Origin of the sequence: Psychrobacter sp. 72-O-c, assembly GCF_904846605.1 — a bacterium.
Taxonomy (GTDB): domain Bacteria; phylum Pseudomonadota; class Gammaproteobacteria; order Pseudomonadales; family Moraxellaceae; genus Psychrobacter.
The window spans coordinates 1-3,730 of record NZ_CAJHBI010000062.1 but is presented as its reverse complement, the minus strand read 5'-3'; the positions used below and the strand labels follow the sequence as shown (position 1 = coordinate 3,730).

General features: G+C 43.1%; 4 protein-coding genes and 1 pseudogene. 3 read left to right on the top strand and 2 right to left on the bottom strand.

The annotated features are described in order from the left end of the window. The first annotated feature begins 462 nt into the window (after nt 1-462). From trxB to JMX97_RS13550, 3 genes are all read left to right on the top strand, one after another. Nucleotides 463-1,485 carry a thioredoxin-disulfide reductase gene (gene trxB / locus JMX97_RS13560; protein WP_201558948.1) on the top strand — a complete coding sequence of 341 codons (1,023 nt, stop codon included), beginning with the start codon at nt 463-465 and terminating at the stop codon, nt 1,483-1,485. 48 nt (nt 1,486-1,533) lie between these two features. Further along, nucleotides 1,534-2,343: a leucyl/phenylalanyl-tRNA--protein transferase gene (aat, locus tag JMX97_RS13555; RefSeq protein ID WP_201558950.1), complete on the top strand. Its 810-nt coding sequence runs from the start codon at nt 1,534-1,536 to the stop codon at nt 2,341-2,343. Between the two features lie 88 nt (nt 2,344-2,431). Next, the gene (locus tag JMX97_RS13550; protein ID WP_201558946.1) at nt 2,432-2,890 is read left to right on the top strand and encodes a MerR family transcriptional regulator; all 459 of its coding nucleotides are present in this window, start codon (nt 2,432-2,434) and stop codon (nt 2,888-2,890) included. 24 nt (nt 2,891-2,914) lie between these two features. Here JMX97_RS13550 and rimI read toward each other — a convergent pair whose 3' ends face one another. Beyond that, nucleotides 2,915-3,391, bottom strand: a complete 477-nt coding sequence (gene rimI / locus JMX97_RS13545; RefSeq protein WP_227671618.1) for a ribosomal protein S18-alanine N-acetyltransferase — start codon at nt 3,389-3,391, stop codon at nt 2,915-2,917. A gap of 190 nt (nt 3,392-3,581) precedes the next feature. Beyond that, nucleotides 3,582-3,730 (bottom strand): annotated as a pseudogene (locus JMX97_RS13540) (elongation factor Tu); the annotation flags it as partial.

Here is a 3,730-nt window from a genome sequence, read left to right as displayed (position 1 = left end):
TGGATATGCTTAACCAGACTCGCCAGACAAACAAGGCAAACGGTGTATCGATTAAAACATGGCTTACTTGATAACTACCTTTGCGAGCAGTTACGCTCGCCTAGGCTGAAGGTTGCGTAAGTCCTAAATGTAAGAAAGCGCGTAAGAAAACAGACCAATAAGTAATTTAGCAAACAAACACCGCAACTAAAAGAAAATTTCTAAAACCTTTGTTTGATATTTTTGGAGTCTCTTACGATTTTCCATCAACAATATTTCAAGGTAAACATGCTTTGATTGTAGTGATATCCATGTTTATTTTAGCAAACTTGCGCTTTTTGCTGAATGCCCTTATGTTAGTATCACACAGCAATTAGAAAAACTACATTAGTGCTAATTTTTAATGATTATTTTTTATTATATTTGTTATTTAACTTTTCAACTCTCACATTTTTCAATTTTCACCTTTAGTAAGGAACGTCCATGACAACTGCTAACCCTACTCCTCGTCACGAAAAACTTATTATTTTAGGCTCAGGCCCTGCTGGCTATTCGGCAGCGGTCTATGCTGCTCGTGCTAACTTAAAGCCTGTTATGGTCACCGGTTTGGAAGTGGGCGGACAGCTCACCACAACTACCGAAGTCGATAACTGGCCGGGCGATGCTTATGACTTAACCGGTCCTGCACTGATGGATCGTATGAAAGCCCATGCCGAACGCTTTGGTACTGAATTGGTCTATGACCACGTTAACACCGTTGATCTTAGCGAACGTCCTTTTAAATTAGAGGGCAACAACGGCAGCTACACTTGCGATGCCCTAATTATCTCAACGGGCGCCTCTGCCCAGTATCTAGGGTTAGAGTCAGAAACAAAATTTAAAGGCTTGGGCGTTTCAGCTTGTGCTACTTGTGACGGTTTCTTTTACAAAGACCAAAAAGTCGCGGTCATCGGCGGTGGTAATACCGCAGTCGAAGAAGCTTTGTATCTGTCTAACATTGCTGCCGAAGTGACTTTAGTCCATCGCCGCGATAGCTTACGCTCTGAGAAAATCCTGCAAGATAAACTGTTCGAAAAAGCCAAAAACGGCAACGTTAAAATCGAATGGAATCACAGTGTTGAAGAAGTGGTCGGCGATGATATGGGCGTCAATGGCGTGGTGATTAAGTCTACTGTCGATGGCAGCACCAAGAAGTTAGACGTCTTTGGTATGTTCGTTGCGATTGGTCACAAGCCCAATACTGACCTATTTGACGGTCAATTAGATATGAAAGATGGCTATATTATTGTTAATAGCGGACTTAATGGCAATGCAACCCAGACTAGTATTGAAGGCGTATTTGCTGCTGGTGACGTGGCAGACCATGTTTATCGTCAAGCCATTACCTCAGCGGGAACCGGCTGTATGGCTGCACTTGATGCCGAAAAGTATCTAGATGCCATAGGTGAAACCCATGCTCAAGACCATACTTACGCTTCTACCTTGACTGCTGACACAGAGGCTTAAGTGAGCCATTCTGATCAAGCCGCTCATAACACAGCGGCGCGAACGGCTATTAGTGACTCTGTTACGCGTCCTCTTGAAGCCGCGTATATAACGCCTGAGACCTTAAAAAGTCTTGGGCGTTATGATTTCCCAAACCCTGCTAACGTCGACCCTGATGGTGTCGGCGTGGTGGCGGTAGGCGGTGACCTAGCTCCTGAAACCTTAATTTCTGCCTACGCTCAAGGGCTATTCCCCTGGTTCAATGAAGATGAACCTATCGCTTGGTGGTGCCCTGAGCCGCGCTGCGTGATGGTGCCGACTGACTATCAGCCGAGCAAGTCTCTACGTCGCCAAGCAAAGCGTGAGCGTTGGCAATTAACGGTCAATCAAGCGTTTGATGAGGTTATACACGCCTGTAGTTTACCGCGTAGTGATGGGTTGGCTGAAGGCGAGCACACTTGGATTCACGATGAGATGATCGACGCTTATACCGAGCTACATGCTCACGGCTTTGCTCATAGCATTGAGGTTTGGGATGACCAGCAACAGCTGATTGGCGGTCTATACGGGCTAAAAATAGGTGGCATCTATTTTGGTGAATCCATGTTTCACCGTGCATCAAACGCCTCAAAACTGGCATTTTGGGGGCTGATGCGCTTATGTGCACAGAGTAATGTGGCACTGGTAGACTGTCAGCTGCCGAATGAGCATTTGATGAGCTTAGGTGCGGAAACCTTACCACGCGCTGATTTCCTCATCCAATTAGATACCTTGATTGGCAGTCGCTCAGTAACATGGCAACCTGACTCTCATCAAGCATTGGCAGTTGCTATGCTAGAATCCCCAGCGCCATGGCAAATACAAAAAAACGAGTCTTAAAATGAGCAATCATTGCTCTAATTTATCGTTTTAATTCTCAATTTTTTATTGAATATTAACTTGTTCTTTATGATCACAAGGTTATGCTATGGCACCTGATAATTCATTCTTGCTCATTGGAACACTAGCCACACAGGCCAATACCACCAAAGATACCGTTCGTCATTATGATCAATTAGGACTACTAAAATCTCGCAAACGCCAAGCAGGATCCCGTTTATATACCGAATTTCACCCAGAGTGTATCGAGCGCATTGAGCTGATCAAAAGTGCACAAGCTATTGGCTTTAATCTCAATGAAGTTAAAAACTGCCTCAATGACTATTACGATGGCACTCTAGATATCGATAAACAAATAAGTATTATTTCTGAAAAGCTCGCTCAAACGAAACGCCAACAAGTGAATCTTATCAACGTCATTAACGAACTTAATGCTCGCCGTGCAGTATTAGAAGACATGAAATCAGATAATACTAACATTCTTTCTAAAGGTGAGTGGGATGAACGATTAATGGAGCAGCTTCTGGATGAGACCAACTCTGTATAACAATCTTTTATGACGTAACGGTGGTTAAAATTCGCGCTGCATAATTAATGCATCAATAGCTGGCTGATGTGGCAATTGGTAATAGCCTTTGCGGCGATGGATAATCGTAAATTCCTGCTGTTCATACAATGCAATCGCTGGCGCATTGTCCGCGCGTACTTCTAATAATAGACTATCAACTTCGCAAGCTTGCAATTCTTCATTTAACGTAACAAATAATTGTGAGGCAATACCCTGCCGTTGATACTTAGGGTGGGTACCGATTCGCAATATCTCTGCTTGCTCAAAGACCACTTGATACAGACAATATCCTAAAATATCGTCATTGATCGAATGGGTAGCGGTCATTAACTTCATACTATTTTGTGCAAGTAAGTCAGTAAGTGCCTGATAAGTCCACACATCATGTGGCTGAATGACAGCTTCAATAGCAGCGACCGCTTGAATGGTTGTCGTACGTACAGCTAATTCCGTAGTTAGTGCTTCTATAATGAGCATCATTTTTCTCTTTATTCAGCTTTATCGTGCTTAATTCACACTCAGTATGACTTACGATTTTAAATCGACTCTATTATTTTAATATAAATAAACCTTACTTATTCATTAATTTTAACTCATAAAAAAAGCCGCCCTCAATAAAGAGAACGGCTTTTTAGTCAAACACTTAAGTACTGCAATCAGTAACTAAGTATTAGTCCTTAACAGTAGCAACAACACCAGCGCCTACTGTACGGCCGCCTTCACGAATAGCGAAGCGAAGACCTTTGTCCATAGCGATTGGGTGGATAAGCTCTACGCCCATCTCAACGTTATCACCAGGCATAACCATTTCAGTACCGT